The organism is Luteolibacter luteus (assembly GCF_012913485.1).
Classification (GTDB): domain Bacteria; phylum Verrucomicrobiota; class Verrucomicrobiia; order Verrucomicrobiales; family Akkermansiaceae; genus Haloferula; species Haloferula lutea.
Genome location: NZ_CP051774.1, coordinates 1,078,784 through 1,092,726 on the forward strand (window position 1 = coordinate 1,078,784; position 13,943 = coordinate 1,092,726).

The 13,943-nt window shown below is 61.1% G+C and carries 15 protein-coding genes and 1 tRNA gene; 2 read left to right on the plus strand and 14 right to left on the minus strand.

Going from position 1 to position 13,943, the window contains the following annotated elements; translation table 11 throughout:
- Positions 1 to 6 precede the first annotated feature (6 nt).
- Both HHL09_RS04300 and HHL09_RS04305 read right to left on the minus strand, forming a co-directional pair.
- Positions 7 to 1,386, minus strand: coding sequence for an MFS transporter (locus HHL09_RS04300; protein WP_169453246.1), 1,380 nt, complete (start codon positions 1,384 to 1,386; stop codon positions 7 to 9).
- 3 nt (positions 1,387 to 1,389) lie between these two features.
- Positions 1,390 to 3,102 (minus strand): early set domain-containing protein, encoded by a 1,713-nt coding sequence (locus HHL09_RS04305; RefSeq protein WP_169453247.1) that lies wholly within the window; start codon positions 3,100 to 3,102, stop codon positions 1,390 to 1,392.
- Positions 3,103 to 3,287: 185 nt separating this feature from the next.
- Between HHL09_RS04305 and HHL09_RS04310 the strand changes: the two genes are divergently transcribed.
- Positions 3,288 to 4,421, plus strand: coding sequence for a DNA-binding transcriptional regulator (locus tag HHL09_RS04310; protein ID WP_169453248.1), 1,134 nt, complete (start codon positions 3,288 to 3,290; stop codon positions 4,419 to 4,421).
- On the opposite strand, the gene HHL09_RS04315 is transcribed toward HHL09_RS04310, so the two are convergent.
- The 8 genes from HHL09_RS04315 to HHL09_RS04350 form a co-directional block, all read right to left on the minus strand.
- Positions 4,422 to 5,516, minus strand: a complete 1,095-nt coding sequence (locus HHL09_RS04315) for an L-dopachrome tautomerase-related protein (protein ID WP_169453249.1) — start codon at positions 5,514 to 5,516, stop codon at positions 4,422 to 4,424. It lies immediately after the preceding gene.
- 27 nt (positions 5,517 to 5,543) lie between these two features.
- Positions 5,544 to 6,053 carry a cupin gene (locus HHL09_RS04320; protein ID WP_169453250.1) on the minus strand — a complete coding sequence of 170 codons (510 nt, stop codon included), beginning with the start codon at positions 6,051 to 6,053 and terminating at the stop codon, positions 5,544 to 5,546.
- Positions 6,054 to 6,095: 42 nt separating this feature from the next.
- The gene (locus HHL09_RS04325) at positions 6,096 to 7,001 is read right to left on the minus strand and encodes a glutathione S-transferase family protein (protein WP_169453251.1); all 906 of its coding nucleotides are present in this window, start codon (positions 6,999 to 7,001) and stop codon (positions 6,096 to 6,098) included.
- Between the two features lie 113 nt (positions 7,002 to 7,114).
- On the minus strand, positions 7,115 to 7,399 hold the full coding sequence (locus tag HHL09_RS04330; RefSeq protein WP_169453252.1) for a hypothetical protein: 285 nt from the start codon (positions 7,397 to 7,399) through the stop codon (positions 7,115 to 7,117).
- Positions 7,400 to 7,616: 217 nt separating this feature from the next.
- Positions 7,617 to 8,303 carry a thrombospondin type 3 repeat-containing protein gene (locus HHL09_RS04335; protein WP_169453253.1) on the minus strand — a complete coding sequence of 229 codons (687 nt, stop codon included), beginning with the start codon at positions 8,301 to 8,303 and terminating at the stop codon, positions 7,617 to 7,619.
- A gap of 597 nt (positions 8,304 to 8,900) precedes the next feature.
- Positions 8,901 to 8,977: transfer RNA gene (locus HHL09_RS04340), tRNA-Met, on the minus strand.
- 94 nt (positions 8,978 to 9,071) lie between these two features.
- On the minus strand, positions 9,072 to 10,211 hold the full coding sequence (locus HHL09_RS04345) for a glutathionylspermidine synthase family protein (RefSeq protein ID WP_169453254.1): 1,140 nt from the start codon (positions 10,209 to 10,211) through the stop codon (positions 9,072 to 9,074).
- A gap of 9 nt (positions 10,212 to 10,220) precedes the next feature.
- The gene (locus tag HHL09_RS04350) at positions 10,221 to 10,955 is read right to left on the minus strand and encodes a hypothetical protein (RefSeq protein WP_169453255.1); all 735 of its coding nucleotides are present in this window, start codon (positions 10,953 to 10,955) and stop codon (positions 10,221 to 10,223) included.
- Positions 10,956 to 11,083: 128 nt separating this feature from the next.
- Here HHL09_RS04350 and HHL09_RS04355 point away from each other — a divergent pair, with 128 nt between their 5' ends.
- Positions 11,084 to 11,959, plus strand: coding sequence for a 3-methyladenine DNA glycosylase (locus HHL09_RS04355; protein ID WP_169453256.1), 876 nt, complete (start codon positions 11,084 to 11,086; stop codon positions 11,957 to 11,959).
- 129 nt (positions 11,960 to 12,088) lie between these two features.
- On the opposite strand, the gene HHL09_RS04360 is transcribed toward HHL09_RS04355, so the two are convergent.
- From HHL09_RS04360 to HHL09_RS04375, 4 genes are read right to left on the minus strand one after another with little or no spacing between them, the layout of a single operon-like run.
- Complete coding sequence (locus HHL09_RS04360; protein WP_169453257.1) at positions 12,089 to 12,643, minus strand: RNA ligase 1 family protein; 555 nt, start codon at positions 12,641 to 12,643, stop codon at positions 12,089 to 12,091.
- A gap of 51 nt (positions 12,644 to 12,694) precedes the next feature.
- Positions 12,695 to 13,141, minus strand: coding sequence for a VOC family protein (locus tag HHL09_RS04365; protein ID WP_240963732.1), 447 nt, complete (start codon positions 13,139 to 13,141; stop codon positions 12,695 to 12,697).
- Positions 13,138 to 13,557, minus strand: a complete 420-nt coding sequence (locus HHL09_RS26805) for an HIT family protein (protein WP_169453258.1) — start codon at positions 13,555 to 13,557, stop codon at positions 13,138 to 13,140. The genes HHL09_RS04365 and HHL09_RS26805 overlap by 4 nt, the downstream gene beginning before the upstream one ends.
- 17 nt (positions 13,558 to 13,574) lie before the next feature.
- Complete coding sequence (locus HHL09_RS04375) at positions 13,575 to 13,874, minus strand: hypothetical protein (protein ID WP_169453259.1); 300 nt, start codon at positions 13,872 to 13,874, stop codon at positions 13,575 to 13,577.
- Positions 13,875 to 13,943 lie beyond the last annotated feature (69 nt).

The following is a 13,943-nucleotide window of genomic DNA, read 5'->3' on the forward strand; positions in this document are numbered from 1 at the left end:
CTTACTTCAGGACCGGTCACATCCAGCACGGTGGCGCTGGATGCCGCCTGCCTTGAGAATGATGAGCGCGAGCGGATGGAGGAGCGCCATGGCGAGGAACCAAGGACCGTAGCCTTGCCCCTGGACGCTTGTTAGAAGCGGCCCGAAAAGCGAGCGGAATCCCTGATCGAGGAAACCGCCGGCCTTCACCGGCGGACCGGATACCATCGCGGCCACCAGCATGTTCATGGCGATGCCGCCAAGGGAACTGCCGGCCGCAACGACGCTGAACACAGTGCCAAGCGAGTGCCTCGGCACGATATCCACCACGATCGCGCTGAGATTAATCAGCCATGCGAGCGAAGCGAAGACCGTGCAGGCGGTAAGGATCATCGTGGAAGAGAGGCCACCGCATCCGGGGATGAGGATCGAGAGCGGCATGAGGATCGCACAGCCGAGCATGACCCGGAGTCGGGAGGAGAGCGGGCTTTTCCCTCCTTTCACGAGAAGTCCCGAGAACCAACCGCCTGCCAGGGAGCCGATGCCAGCCGCGGTGTAGATTACCCAGGTGACGGTGAGCGAGCGCTGGTCGAGCCCGTGTTGGGTGCCCAGATATTTGGCGAACCAGAACTGGTAGAAATACCACACCGGATCCGTGAGCAGTCGCCCGACTAACAGAAGCCACATGGGCCGGAAAGCGAGCACCTGCCTCCACGACCAGGCTCCCCCGGTGCTGGCCATTTCTTCGCTCTCCGCGATCAGTGCCGATTCCTCGGGGGTAATCCTTTTGCTATGCCGCGGATGCCGGTAGAGCAGCAGCCAGGGGATCAGCCAAAGAAAACCCGCCAAGCCGGTCAGGAGGAAAGCCACGCGCCAGCCGGACTGGCTCCCGAACCAGGAATCGAAGAGCGGCAGGCCTTTCGGAAGCTCGTGCGTCGCCAGCGGAATGACGACATAGGGTGTCAGCGCGGCACCGACCGTGGCACCCATCGTGTAAAGGCCGATCGCCAAGGCCCGTTCCCGCGGCGGGAACCACTCCGAGACAGCCTTCGACGCCGCGGGCCAAATGCCTGCCTCACCGAGACCTAAGAGAAAGCGGCAGCTGCCCATGGATCGTACGCCCTGCACCCATGCCGTGGCCATATTTGCCAATGACCACCACACAACGAAAAGCGCCGTGCCTCCGCGGGTGCCGAGCCGATCCACCAGCTTTCCCGAGATCAGGTAGGCCACCGTGTAGGCGAGCAGGAAAAGATTCAGGACATCCGCATACTCGCGGTCATCCATGCCAAGGTCCCGCTGGATGGTCGGTGCGAGGACGAACAGGGTCTGGCGATCGACATAGTTAAGCACCGCGGCCAGAAAGACCAGGCCGAGGATCCACCAGCGGAGTCCGCGAAACTTCATCCGTTAGGGAACCTTGCCTCCCCTCCGGTCAAACTCCAGCCAAGCCAAGCTGATGCACCATGCCGCTCCGTAATTCACCCAACCTTCTGCATGACGGTAGGCACCCTCCGGTTGGAAGGGAAACATTTCCGTTCCCGGCCCGGAGGAGATCGAACCGCGGCAGAGCTCCAGGCGCGCACAGCGATTCTCCGGGAAAGCACGAGGCCAACCGCGCTCAAGCCCGGTAAAGCCCGCGGTGGCGTGGGGAGTCGCGGCCAACCGCGGATTCCGACCGAAGAGTGCATCCGCATGGGACACCGCTAGTTCCCGAAGGCGCAGCTTCAATGCAGGGTCCTCAATTACCCAAGAAGCGGAAAGCATGATTGCCGGGGTGCCGGCCCAATTGCCCACGTCATTCAGTTTGGGAATGGTCCATTCCTTGTCCACGTCATAGCGGCGGAAATCCCAGAGGTTTTCCGATCTCGCCACGGCCACCTCCGCCCATTCGTTGATCTTGTCTCTCAATCCCGGCGGAGCTTGGTCCGGGTAGTTCTGCAGCAGCCACACCAGATTCGGGATCGTGCGGTGTTCGCTCATGCGGTGGCCCTTGGTCGTGCGGGGATCGCTCCAATCCAGATGTTTCACGATCCATGCAGCTTGGCCGATCGCGGCCTTCAAATACCGCTCCGGATCGGCAAGATGGTCACGCTTTGCCACTTCATGCATCAGAAGATTCGGCACGATGGAGTGCCCGGGCGCGTGGCGGCCTTTGTAGGGGTGCAGCAGGCCGCCGGTGGGATTTTCCCCTGCGAGTTCGCTCACGGCCTGATAGCTTGAGGTATCCCACCACTTGTCGATGCCGAGGGACTTGCTCCAGTTCGCCTCGCAGAAACTACGACACTTCTCGTAGAAGGAGCGGGGCAGCCATTTCTCGAGCGCGGGCCAAGCCCAGACGACGTAGGCGACTTGTTCGACGGTCTGCGAGTGGATCTGCCGCGGCTCGGGATCACCGCTGGGATCCCGGGTCGCGGGATTCATGAGGTAATAGCCCGCGCCCCAGTGGATCAGCTTCACCACGTCAGGCGCATCGGCAGCAGGTGGCTCCATTTCGGTGAAGTATCGCCGCACCGCATCCATCACGCCCTCGCTGCCGGGGTTCTTCGCATCGAAGCGGAAGGCCGGATCGAGCACCCGGCGCTTGTCCGTTTCCCAATCAATCTGCCGTGGCATCGCCGCGATGCGCTCGGGATTTGCCCGCTGCAGCATCACCAGCGCAGGGAGGATGGCATCATAGTAGGTGCCATCCCGCCAGGGGCAGCCGCCGTAAGCGCTCGGATGGGTGCCGGTGACGCTGCGGGCATCGATGAGAAAATCGACCGCTGGCTGCCAGAAAAGCTCTTTCCAGAAATCCGGATGGATCACGAAGGGATCACCCCGGTGCCCCTCCGCCTCCACCACATATTCGTCCGCTTGCCCGGTCGGCATGAAGCCCGAGAAATCACCGATCTTTCCGACCAATCTCCCCTCGAAGAGGGCACCATTCGCTCTGGCGGGGCGAATGAAAAAAGGCGCCCCATCCGGTGCCAAGGGAGCAGTGAATCGTTTCGTCCGAGCAGTTTCAAAGCCTGCCTGATTGAGTGCGATGGTCGGAAATGCGGCGGCACCTGACGTCACATTTTGGTCACCTTCCGCCCGAGCTATCCCGGCAACTACCATCAGGACTGCCAAGCTGGACATGTCGAACAAGTTTCCCATGGGAAACATTCGCAGCCACTTGAAAACAAGCGAACTACCCCCTTTGGGGGCTTGTATGTCAGCCTTTCCTTTCACGGATTGCAAATCGAACGGTTGTTTTCATCACGCCGCAGATGGTTTCATCATTACGCATTTACAACGCAAAACTTCCAGCAATGCTCGCGGTCGTGAAGCGCACTTTCCGGCACGTCGGCCTCATGGTCGAACCTCTTAGCGGCTATGGGAACAAGATCCTCGATGGGATCAGCCGCTATGTGCAGCAGAAGCCGAATTGGCGGATCGCTTACTTCGACCGGGAGCGCAAGGAGCTGGCGGAACTCGTGGAAAACTGGGAGGGCGATGGCCTGATCTGCACGGTGGTGGACCCGCGTTTTCACGATGCTGCCGCGGGACGCACCATCCCGGTGGTGAATGTGGCCGGTCTCTTGGATGAGTCCGAGGTTGTCAGTGTTTTGAGCGATGATCATCAGATCGGCCGGATGGCCGCAGAGCATCTACTCGACCGCGGCTTCACGAATTTCGCCTTTGTCCGTCGCCGCGATGGCACGCATTACTCGACCGACCGCGGGCAGGGGTTCCAAAAGCGGATCGAAGAAGCGGGCTGGAAGGTCACTACGATCAACCTAGCCGCCGCCCACGCGGATGAAGAATTGATCGGAAAGCTATCTTCCCTGCCGCGGCCGCTTGGCGTGTTCTCGCCCCTGGATCGCATCGCCGCGATGTGCCTGGATGCGTGCTGGAGCGCCGACATCAAGGTGCCCGAGGAAATTGCCGTGGTGGGTGCGGGAAATCATCACCAGCTCTGCGAACTCTGCTCCCCCACCCTCTCCAGCGTGGAGGTGGACATGGAGCGGCGCGGCTATGAGGCCGCCGCCTTGCTCGACCGCATCATCGAGGGTGAAGCACGCCCGACCGAGCCAATGCGGATCCCGCCCGCACATGTGATCGAACGACGTTCGACGGATGTCTTCGCCTTCAACGATGCCGACGTCGTTGCCGCGCTGCGCTTCATCCGCGAGCATGCCGATAGCACCATCAAGGTGCGTGACGTGGTGGCTGCCACGAGCATCTCCCGACGTTCGCTGGAAGGCCGCTTCAATACCTTGATCGGCCGCACGCTGCACGAGGAGATCTGGCGTGCGCACTTCGATCTGGCGATGCGACTGCTCTCCTCGTCCGACCTCTCGCTTCAGGAAGTGGCGGAGCGCTCCGGCTTCAGAACCGCGAGCGCGCTGGTGAATCTCTTCCGCCAGCGGCTCGGGATGACGCCGAAGGAGTTCCGCGTCTCGAACCGCCGCTGATCAATCTCTCGGCAGGGCCACCTTGTATGCGCGGAAGGGGTACTCCACACGGTTTTCCCCGCTATTGTAGTTCGGCAGGCGGTGCATCTGCGCTGCGGTAAGGTAGAGGAAACCATCCGAGCCGATGCCAAGGGAATCCGGCCAGATCAAGCGGTCATCCTTTACCAATGTCTTCACCTCACCAGCGGGCGTGACGTAGCGAATCTCTTTCCTAACGGAGTCCGTGAGATAGACGTTCCCCTTCTCATCCGCGACCATGCCGTGGCAGACGCCGGTATCCGCGACGGTTTCCACCTTGGCGGAGAGATCCTTTTCCGTTAGAGTGGCATCGGCGAGATGCTTGGTCTCGATGCGGTAGAGCTTTGTCTGGTTGATCGCGCGGAAGTAGAAGTAGCGGTCATCCTTGGTGAGTGCGACGCCATTGACGTTCGAGACGAAGGGCTTGCCATTGCCGCCCACCACATCCTTGCCATCGAGATGGAGGACAAAGCCCGGGGCCGCGAGGGTGGCGGGATCTTCCTTCAGCACCACGCGTGAACTCCCGCTTCCCAGATCCATCACGACAATGGCCTTCAAGCCGGGATCGGAAAGGTAGGCGAGCTTGTGCGTATGATCCACGCACACATCATTCAGCGCGCTGCCGGTCTTTGGCAGATCGGCGAAGTCATAGACGCGCTCAACCTTGTTTCCCTCCAGGTCGATGCAGACTAGCTTGAACTTCCCCTCCCCCGCTGCGCCTCCGAAGATCGAGGCACTGCCGGAGGGCGCGGAATCCAGCACCCACAGATCATCCAAGCGATCGACAAAGAGGTCCTGCACGTTGACGAAGCAGGCCTGCTCATTTGCGGGATCGTACTTGTTCCATGCCGCATCGGGGAAAGGAACGCGCTCGCCCTTCACGATCTCGGTGAGGGCATACAGAAAGGGCTCCTTGTGCGGGAAGGAAACGAAGACTCGCTGCGGATTCGACGCGGCTGCCATGCCGATCGGCTGGTTCTTCCCGAAGGATGCCACCTCGATCAACTTCGGATCTTCCTCCGCCCTCAATGAGGGGATCAGTGCGGAACAAAGGATCAGTGCCTTGAGTGCTTTCATCGTTTGCTAGGAGATAAAAACGAAGGATCACTTCCAAATCCCGGGCCATCCCTCGTCACCGCGCACCGGATCGGACTGCGGGAGAGGCACGCGGCGAATCTGCTCCAGCGCATCTTCCATCGTGAGCTCGCCCGCTTTCAGGGTTTCCGGATCCATGCCGTCCGGATAGGCACCCACCACCGCGAAATCATGCGTGGATCCCAGCCTCTTGTGGCCGGCACCGGCAGGCAGGACGATCACATCGCCCGCCACCACCTCGACCTCGGCACCCGACTCCCCGCCGAGATGCAACAAGGCCGAGCCCCGATACACGCCCAATACCTCGTGGGTATTCGTGTGATAGTGGTGATACGGGTAAACGCCATTCCGCCATGAGTTCGTCCAGCCATGACGCGCGAAGCTTTCCTCCAGCCACTCCGCACCGGGATCCCCCCTCTCCGGAAAGGCAGAGCGATACAGCAGCACCGGCAAGGGGCTATTCGGGATCTCGCCATCATTCTCGAAATACAGCTGCTCGGGATCCGGGATCACGCTCATGTCTTTCGTTCGTGCAAGATCCCGCCAGGGGCAAGCCATGATTCACCCCTCCTCATCCCCGAAGATCACCGCGGGACCGACGGGCACGATGCGGGTCGGATTGATGTCGTCGTGGGTGATATAATAGTGCCGTTTGATGTGATCGAAGTCCACGGTCTCCGCAATGCCAGGGAGGCGATAGAGATCGCATAGGTGGCGATGGAGCGCGGGGTAATCGAGGATCCGCTTGAGGTTGCACTTGAAGTGGCCGTGATAGACCTCATCGAAGCGCACCAGAGTGCAGAAGAGCCGCCAATCACTCTCTACGATCCGGTCTCCCAAGAGATACCGCTGCGTCGAAAGCCGCCGCTCCAGCTCATCCAGCGCCGCGAACAATTCAAGCACCGCCTTTTCATATACCGCCTGCTCCGTGGCAAAGCCCGCGAGGTAGACGCCATTGTTCACCTTCTCATAGAGGAATTGGCTCAGGGCATCCTGCTCGGTTGCGAGCTGCGGGGGAAAGAGATTCGGCGCTTCCGGCGGGGCAAAGGCCGTCTGGAACATCCGGCAGATGTCGTCCTCGGAATTGTTCACGATCTTCTTCTCCAGCCGGTCCCACAGCACCGGCACCGTCACGCGGCCATCGAATCCCGGGTCCGTGGCCTTGTAGGCCTCGGAGAGATACTGAAAGCCCTCGGCCTCATCCGGACCATGCCCCGCCCCCTCCCGGAATGCCCAGCCTAGGTCATCCCGCACCGGATCCGCGATGCTCACGCCGATGGAATCCTGGAGGCCTAACAACTTCCGCACGATGAGGGTCCGGCAAGCCCACGGACAAGCGAGTGAAATGTAGAGATGATAGCGGCCCGGCAAGGCAGGCAGATCCTCGCTGGCACCTACTATTCTCCGGAATGCATCTTCCTGACGTTTGAAGCTGCCACCATCCGACTCATTCGGGAACTGTGCCATGCTGGTCCCTAGCACGCCTTCCCTCTTCGCGAAAGGACGGCTTTCAAATCCCTTCGCTTGGGCACAAAAAAAGAGCGGCCCCAATGAGGCCGCCCGTTCCAAGAAGTGGGTCATTAGCGATGCCAGTGACCACGATGACCATAATAGCCACCCCGGCGATAACCATAAGGATTATAGTAGGGCCTCCGGTAACCACCATAGTAGTAGTGATCATGGCTGTTGTTCTGACCGATGGCGTAGCCAAGCGCGCCTGCGGCTACCGCACCGGCAGCAGCGGCCCCCGGATCCACCGAGGTCACCGGGCGTCCGGCGGCGTCATAAGTCGTCATGCAAGAAGTACCCGTCATCGCGAACGCGAGGATCACGACCGAGCCTGCGATTTTAGTTGTCGTCTTCATGAGATTAGCGGGTTCTCCGTCTCTAGGAGCATCCCGCATACCTCATAAGATGACCTATCGCGGATCATTCACCCACAGACACTTGCTCTCCTAGGAATGAGGAGTGACAAAGGTGTCCCGCAATGCAAACCCACTGCCCCGCAATGCAAATCGCATCTTGTCGGCTCGTATTCGGAGCATCCTCGATCACCCTTTCAAGCAGATCCTTGGACGCGCTTCAGTCTTCTTCTCTGACCCTCCAGAATTTAGCGCCGCCATCCACAGTCTCGAAGATGCGCCTTACTTCGGCTCCCGTTCCCTCAATCACGGTATCGGCATCAATCCACGTCTGCATGTCCACCGAAGATTGAACGCGGTAGTTCGTGCCGAGCTTGGTGCTTACCCGAAGCTCGATGGCAGGATGAATCGAAATAGCGGCGACCGGAAAACTCAGCGGGTCGGTCGGTGACTTTCCAGACTTCCATTCAAAACCATCGATAAAGCCATCACCATCGGTGTCCGCGACCAACGGATCGGAATGCACAACCTGAATTTCCTCCTTATCCGTGAGTCCGTCCCCATCCGTATCCGCCTTTGTTGGATCCGTGTGGTGAATGTTGATCTCGTCCACGTTCAAAAGCCCGTCGCCATCGCTGTCTATCGGCGGCGGCGTTAACGACAGTTCGAGCGCGCAGCTCCCCGGATTCAGCAGCGCCGCATAAATGTAGTTTCCCGGAAGGAGGTATCCGTTGCTGTCCAAGTGCTGGGAGATGTCCACGGATGAACCGAAAACATCCACAAATTCCCCGCCCGAATGATTGAGCGCCATCGGCTCGGTGAGCTCGAAGAATACCGTCATCGCCGTGTTGCAGTACGACAGATCAGGAGCTCCGGTGACGATGCTCACGTCAACTTCGTAGCGCATGACCGCCGAGGCGAGTTCCCCGCTTTTGCCAGGTGTCGTGCTCCAGTTCGGAACCTCAAAGCTGTAGTTGATTGAAGGCTGGATGCCTCCGGCCCAAGCGAAGCCCGGATGGTTCTCAGCCGCAGGAGCGGGCAGCAGTTGCGAAAAGGACCTCGGGGCAGGTGGCAAACTCGACTGCGAAAAGCTGAAGGGAAACTCCTCCGTCCTGAAGAGAACGCTTTCGCTGCCTCCTTCTGGAAATGATCGCACCCAAGAGCCCTCACCCTGAATCGAACAGTTCGCGGAGCTGTTGGATGCGAGGTTCTTGATCTGGGCCTCGGCGGCCAGCGGCAAGAAAGCAGCGAAGACCGCCGGGAGGGTAAGGAGATATCTCACGAAACGGGACGGTGCCGAAACCTCGGACGCCCTCAAGTAAATTGGCAACACCCTCCGCCGCCAAGAATGAGGCGCACGAAGAAGGCGAGAAGACCGGACGGCAAGCACGCGCTATTCCGGCTGTTAGGCGGGGCCAGGAGGTCCAAGATCCTAGTCTCTCCAGCCTCGGGCGTCCGCAGCAAAAGGAAAGAGCCTCAACCTTTGCAGATTGAGGCTCTTATTTGGTGGCGGGAGTAGGATTTGAACCTACGACCTTCAGGTTATGAGCCTGACGAGCTACCTGGCTGCTCCATCCCGCGATTTTGTGTGCCGCACCTTTCGGCGCGGGCCGCGAACCTAGTCAGAAATCAGATTCGCGCAAGGGATTTTTGATCTCAGTTTCCGAACATTTTCTCAGCCCTCAATCCGGTGAGGGAGAAAGCGACTGAAATTGCCGGTGATCGGTGAATTGTCGCCCCGTGCGGAGAGCCCGCGACATTCATCCCCCACCATCCAGAGACCCCACACGATGTGCTGGCCGCCCGCCTCAAAAAGCCTCGCGTGCTGCTGATACACCATCGGTCCGTCTTGCGAGGGCAGCGGCGGCGGCGAATGGAATGGGCCGCGCGACTGGATGCTCACGCCCGATCCTTCGCGACCAAAGAAGGGCTTCTCCACCCAGCGGTCGACATTTCCCAAGCCAGTCTGCGAGTACGATGCGGGCAGTAGCAGCGGGTGGCCGGGATTCAGCTCCCACAGGATCGGCAGGATCCCCTTGTTCGAAAGCATCATCTTCCACGCCGGCTCCGTGAAGCGCGCACGCTCCTGGCCGATCTCCGCGAAGAAGGGCTCCTCCGCCATCCACTCCCAGGGGTACAGCTTGAAGATCCGCTCGATCGGGCGCTCGTTCATGTCGGTAAAGCGCCCCCCTTCAGAAAAACCGATCTCCCCCACGTCCATCAGCTCCACGCTCTTCCCCGCCTGCTCCGCGGTCTCCGCGAGGTAGGCGATGGTCTGCCGGTCTTCGAGGTGATCCCACTTGCACGCGAAGTGGATGGTCTGTTCCGGAAAAAGTGCCCAGCGCTCGACCAAGGCCTCGTGAAGCGAGTTCAGCTGATCGCTCTGCGCCGCCACATCCTCCAGCCACTGCCACTGGATCACCGCCGCCTCCAGCAGCGATGTCGGAGTGTCCGCATTGTATTCTAACAACTTCGGCGTGCCGCTGCCATCCCAAGCAAGATCGAAGCGCCCGTAAAGCGAGGGATTCCTCACCATCCACGAAGTCTGCACCATGCCGATCGCCGCCTCCGGGATCGCCAGACGATCCCACCAGCCGCGACTTGCGATCTCATCGCAGGCGCTCAGGCACATGGCGTGCAGCTCATTGGCAGCAGCCTCCAGCACCTCCGCAGCCTCCAGCGTGAAAACAAGATTACGATCCTCCGTCCAGTAGGGCTCGCCGCCGGCACCATGCCAGATCAGGCCGGCCTCCTCGACGCGCTGCTGCCACCCGTTCCGAGGGGGCCTTACTTCCAGACGAATGGGTGTCTTCATCAGATCAGATCAACCGCCGGACGAGAAACCACCACCGCTGCGGCTGGAGCCGAAACCACCACGCACCGATTGCCCCGCGCGAACGGGCGCACCGGAGGCCCGGCTTTGATCGACCATCCGGCGATATCCCGGATTGGAGGCTGCATAATTGCTCACCGTGCTGCGCTGGCGCTCGACCTCATTCTGCCACTGCGGCGCTTGCCGTGATGCTTGCTGAAAACCGGCGCCGGGCGAGAACAAGCCGCGGTTTCCGGAGAGCAGCCAATACATCATCAGCGCATTCCCCATGCCGAAGCCATGGCTCTGCCCGCTGGCCTTCCCGGATTGCCCGGCGAGGACTTGCTGCTCCTTTTGCAGCGCAGCCTCCACTTTCCTCAGCGCCTCCGCGGAAGGCCGGGTCGCACCACAGGCCTCAGGGCCCGGCGGACGATCCTTCCACTCGCCATTCACGAACCACTTGCCCCCGTGCGAGAGGCCGTAGGGATGCGCGAAGAAATTATGCGCGCAGGAGTGATAATAGCCCACGCCTTCGAGGTAGAAGTCATTCGGCACCTCGCCGCTCATGAGCTTGGACCGCTGGGCGTCCAGCGAGTCGATCCGCTTCTGCGTCTCCGCCATCTGCTGATCCTTTGCCGTGGCCACGTAGTTGCGCTCGCAGCCGCTGAGTCCCAGACCGGTGAGGATACACGCGGTGGACCAGCAGAGCGCGCCTCCGGGGCGAATGATCGCGGTGCTTCGCTTCATGAGTCGCGAAAGGTAGCCCCCGGATGTGGTGCGAGTCAATCCATGGAGAATTCCAAAGCCGCCCCATCCTTTCCAATCGCCCGCAGGGCTCGCCATCCGGGCCGCAGCGTGCTTTTCTCTCCTCCGCGATGCCTTCGCCGTCTATCGCCACCGTGCTCGATGCCCGGGAGTGGAGCTCCCGCGCCGCGCGGCATCGCGCCCGCGCCGAACGCTGGACCGTCCCCGCCCGGGACCGCCGCGCCGCGAACAAGCCGCATCCGGTGGAGGATTTCCTCTTCACCTACTACCGCTTCTCCTACGCGAAAATCGAGGAGTGGCACCCCGTGTCCGGCACCGGCTTGGAAGCCATCGGTCCCCTGCCCGCCCATCTAGCGAAGGAACCTTACCGCATCCAGAATGGCATCCTCATCGCCGATCCCACCTTGCTCGCGGACAAGGAACGCACGCGCCTGCACTGGATGCGGGAATTGCTCATCGCCACGCGCGACCGCCCGCCCATCTTCTCCTGCCATGGCCTGCATGAGTGGGCCATGGTCTATCGCGGGGCCGATGTCCGCCATGGCAACAGCACGCCGCTGCGACTCCCGCAGGAAGAGATCGACCGACTCATCGAGTCCCGCCCCATCCGCTGCTCGCACTTCGATGCCTTCCGCTTTTTCCACAGTGATGCCCAGCCGCTGAACCGCCTCCAGCCCACCCTCTTGGGCCGCCCCGACTTCGAGCAACCGGGCTGCGTCCACGCCAACATGGACCTCTACAAGTGGGCCTTCAAATCGATGCCCTGGGCAGGATCGGACCTCCTGTTAGATTGCTTCGAGCTCGCCACGGAACTCCGAGATCTCGACATGCGCGCCAGTCCCTACGACCTCAGCGAACACGGCTTGGACTCCGTCCGCATCGAGACCCCGGAAGGCCGGAGAGACTACGAGAAAGAACAAGCCCGCCTCGCCGAATTGGCCGCACCGCTACGGCAAAGGCTCATCGAGGCACTGGGGATCGTTTAAGATAGACATCCGCGAAGCGCTGAAGGCGCGTCCTATATCAGCCTAGGCCGCTAGGCCTAGGTCTGCTGCGCAAGAGACGTGGGAGGGCTGAAGGCCCGATCTATCCAGACGGTCTCCGGGTTCTTCAGCTCAATACCTCTTCTGCTTCGAAGGCTTGAAGAAGTCCTTCCGCTTGATCTTCACCATCCGCCCGTCCGGGTGATGCCAGACGATTCCCTCCATCTCCAGGTCCTCCAGGTAGGACCTCAGCGCCTCAAAACTCCGCGGCGCATCATCCAGCACCTCCCGGCCATGAGGCACCAGCACGTGCTTCTCGAACTTGTCCGGATTCCCCTGCACCTTCGGCCCACATAGCTCGTAGGTGCCATCCGCCTCCATACCCGTGAAGGCCTCGCGATGCCACCGGTCCTCGGGAGCATCCCCCACCAGCAACCAACCCGGCCAATGTCCCGTGGTGGCATCCGGCTCCTGCGCGGGAAGGAACCCCTCCGGAGCCGCCTTGCCCGCCTTCGCGTCGAAGCGCTTGTAGAGCTTCCCGTCCTGCACCATGCAGCAGGTGCCATCGAACTTGCGCGTCGCCACGCCCTCGCCAGCAAGCACCCACTCGGATCCCGGGACGACTTCGTCGTAAACGAGCCGCGTCCCCTCGTAGTCACGCTTGAAGAGTGAACCTATCTTCTGCATCAGAACGGTCTGATAGAGGAAACCGCACAGGTCAAGAAGCCCTGATCCGCCTTACCCGAGATCCTGCGCAAGCCCGATCAGGATTCCCTCCGGGCCCCGGATGTAGCAGAGCCGGTAGATATCCTCATAATCCACCACCTCCCCGACGACCTCCGCACCGTATTTCGCAAGCCGCGCGAGCGTGTCGGCGAGGTCCCCCACATTGAACATCACCCGCAGGTAGCCGAGCGAATTCACCGGTGCCCTGCGATGATCGGCAATCACCGTTGGGGCGAGGAATCGCGTGATCTCAAGCCGGTTGTGACCGTCCGGAGTCCGCATCATCGCCATCTCCACGCGCTGGCCGCGCAGACCCGTCACGCCGTCGGCCCACGGTCCCTCGATCGGTGCCCGCCCCTCCAGTTCGAGGCCGAGTTCCGTGAAGAAGTCGATGGCAACATCGAGGTCTTCTACCACGATGCCCACATTGTGCATGGTTACTGATTTGGTTTTGCTCATGAGATCATGGAATGTCGGAGGAGGGATGCGGTAGCCTCCAGGGTTTCGGAGCTTTCGGGCGTGCCGAATCGACGCCATCCGAAATCGTCTCCGGAAGATCGGGGAATGACATGGAAATGAGCATGAGGCACCTCCTGTCCCGCCGCCTCTCCATCTGCGGCAGACAGCGTGATCCCCTCGCACCCGGGAAGCTCCGCCTTCAGAGCGGATGTCACCTCCCGAATCAGTTGGAACACCGCGACGGATTCTTCCGCACCAAGATCACCGAAGGACGAAACATGCCGCCGCGGCACCACCAGCACATGCCCCCGATTGACCGGGCGGATGTCGAGAAAAGCGAGCGCCAGATCATTCTCTCCAATCCGGGCCGCACCTAGCCCCCCTGAGATGATCCGGCAGAAGATACAGGAAGTCATGACGCATCCAAGGTGACTCAAATCCCCGGACCACGCTCCCCGGGTGTCTCAAGCCCGCGGGTCACGCGCAAGCGCCCGACCACCAGTTCATCGATCTCAAGCCGCCGGATCCACGCCCTGCCGATCGCCAAGCGTCCAATCGCCACCGCGCCGATCGCCACGGCCCCCACCGCCACCGAAGCCAGCAGCAAGGTCCCGATCGCATGCGCCCCCAGCGCACTCGCACCAATCGCCTGTGCCCCCACGCTCACCGCAGACGAAGAGCACTCACTCGTACCACGACGATGCACGGAAGATTTGTCGGAACACCGGATCATTCGCTCATTTACGCTGCGGGCGCCGAGGCGGCTAGTTCAATCGATCAAGTCTCCCAGCCCCTGCTTCAG

What these genes read in the sequence shown, in the direction of transcription:
- HHL09_RS04345 (WP_169453254.1), bottom strand. Translation starts at nt 10,211, where the DNA reads ATGAAGACACCCATTCGTCTGGAAGTAAGGCCCCCTCGGAACGGGTGG.
- HHL09_RS04330 (WP_169453252.1), bottom strand. Translation starts at nt 7,399, where the DNA reads ATGAAGACGACAACTAAAATCGCAGGCTCGGTCGTGATCCTCGCGTTC.
- HHL09_RS04335 (WP_169453253.1), bottom strand. Translation starts at nt 8,303, where the DNA reads ATGCGCTACGAAGTTGACGTGAGCATCGTCACCGGAGCTCCTGATCTG.
- HHL09_RS04315 (WP_169453249.1), bottom strand. Translation starts at nt 5,516, where the DNA reads ATGAAAGCACTCAAGGCACTGATCCTTTGTTCCGCACTGATCCCCTCA.
- HHL09_RS04320 (WP_169453250.1), bottom strand. Translation starts at nt 6,053, where the DNA reads ATGAGCGTGATCCCGGATCCCGAGCAGCTGTATTTCGAGAATGATGGC.
- HHL09_RS04365 (WP_240963732.1), bottom strand. Translation starts at nt 13,141, where the DNA reads ATGAGCAAAACCAAATCAGTAACCATGCACAATGTGGGCATCGTGGTA.
- HHL09_RS04355 (WP_169453256.1), top strand. Translation starts at nt 11,084, where the DNA reads ATGCCTTCGCCGTCTATCGCCACCGTGCTCGATGCCCGGGAGTGGAGC.
- HHL09_RS04325 (WP_169453251.1), bottom strand. Translation starts at nt 7,001, where the DNA reads ATGGCACAGTTCCCGAATGAGTCGGATGGTGGCAGCTTCAAACGTCAG.
- HHL09_RS04300 (WP_169453246.1), bottom strand. Translation starts at nt 1,386, where the DNA reads ATGAAGTTTCGCGGACTCCGCTGGTGGATCCTCGGCCTGGTCTTTCTG.
- HHL09_RS04305 (WP_169453247.1), bottom strand. Translation starts at nt 3,102, where the DNA reads ATGTCCAGCTTGGCAGTCCTGATGGTAGTTGCCGGGATAGCTCGGGCG.
- HHL09_RS26805 (WP_169453258.1), bottom strand. Translation starts at nt 13,557, where the DNA reads ATGACTTCCTGTATCTTCTGCCGGATCATCTCAGGGGGGCTAGGTGCG.
- HHL09_RS04360 (WP_169453257.1), bottom strand. Translation starts at nt 12,643, where the DNA reads ATGCAGAAGATAGGTTCACTCTTCAAGCGTGACTACGAGGGGACGCGG.
- HHL09_RS04350 (WP_169453255.1), bottom strand. Translation starts at nt 10,955, where the DNA reads ATGAAGCGAAGCACCGCGATCATTCGCCCCGGAGGCGCGCTCTGCTGG.
- HHL09_RS04375 (WP_169453259.1), bottom strand. Translation starts at nt 13,874, where the DNA reads ATGATCCGGTGTTCCGACAAATCTTCCGTGCATCGTCGTGGTACGAGT.